This window comes from Pseudomonas sp. LAIL14HWK12:I7, assembly GCF_000483465.1.
Taxonomy (GTDB): domain Bacteria; phylum Pseudomonadota; class Gammaproteobacteria; order Pseudomonadales; family Pseudomonadaceae; genus Aquipseudomonas; species Aquipseudomonas kermanshahensis.
In genome coordinates, this window is the sequence record NZ_AXYZ01000032.1 from 1 (window position 1) to 1,202 (window position 1,202).

Consider the following 1,202-nt stretch of genomic DNA (forward strand, 5'->3'; position numbering starts at 1 on the left):
CTGAGCAACCCTGCCCAGACGCCGGTCACCGTGACCCTGTCCAATGGCCAGACCATCACCGTTGAAGCCGGCAAGACTCAAGGCAGCGTTGATTTCCAGACCCCGGCCAACGACGTCTACAACAACGGCTCGACCGTAAGTGTCACGATCAAGGACGCTACTGGCGGCAACTTCGAGCAACTGACGCCGAACCCAACCCCAGCGTCCACTGTAATCAATGACAGTGTCGATACCGTCACCGTAAGCATCGTCAGTAACGGTAATGTCACTGAAGACCAGCAGCCATCCTTCACGATCAAAGTGAGCCAGGCGCTGGACCGTCCGCTGACCGTGACCCTGTCGAATGGCGAAACCGTCACCATCGAGGCCGGCAAGACCGAAGTCGAGTACAAGACCCCGGCTCAGGGCGATGACGTCATCAAGGACGCGGGCTCCGTGACGCTGAGCGTCACCGATGCCACTGTTTCGGGTGCAACCTTCGAGCATCTGGCCATCGGTGGTCCCGCTACCGTCGAGATTTCGGACACCATCAGCGAAGTCGTTGCAACCTTGACTGTCGACAAGGCGACTGTGGCGGAAGGCGGCCAGGTGACCTACACCGTCACGCTGACCAACGCGCAGGGGCTTTCGGTCACTCAGCACGGGGCACTGACCTTCACCCTGACCGACGGCACAAAAGTCACGATTCCGGCTGACAGTGCCTCTGGTACCGCGACCATCACGGTTAACGATGACGTGTACGTCGGCGGCCAGGCCGCTATTGCCAACAAGCTTGAGTCGGTTTCGGGTGCAGACAGCTTCGAGAAGCTGACTCTGGGTGGTGAAACCGTCACCACTTCTGTGACGGACGAACCGGGTTCGGGTACTCCAGGTACCGGTAACCAGGGCGACTTGGTGCAGGTCACCATTACCGCTGACCAGGTTTCGGTTGCTGAGAACGTCAAGCCGACGTTCACCGTCCACATCAACACCGCGCTGGCCCACGACCTGGTCGTGACCCTGAGCAACAACGCTCAGGTCACTATCAAAGCGGGTGAAACCAGCGCGCCTTACACTCACGACGCGCAAGGCGATGACGTCTACAAAGACGCTGGCGAAATCAGCCTGGGTATCAAGTCGGCAGCAGACATCGATGGTCGTGCCTTCGAAAACCTGCAACTGGGTGACGCGGCGTCGGTCAAAGTCACCGATACCACTGACGA

General features: G+C 59.3%; 1 protein-coding gene. It reads left to right on the forward strand.

The features are described from left to right. Positions 1-1,202, forward strand: a 1,202-nt coding sequence (locus tag D886_RS28410) for an immunoglobulin-like domain-containing protein (protein WP_033694285.1), incomplete at both ends; no start/stop codon positions are given.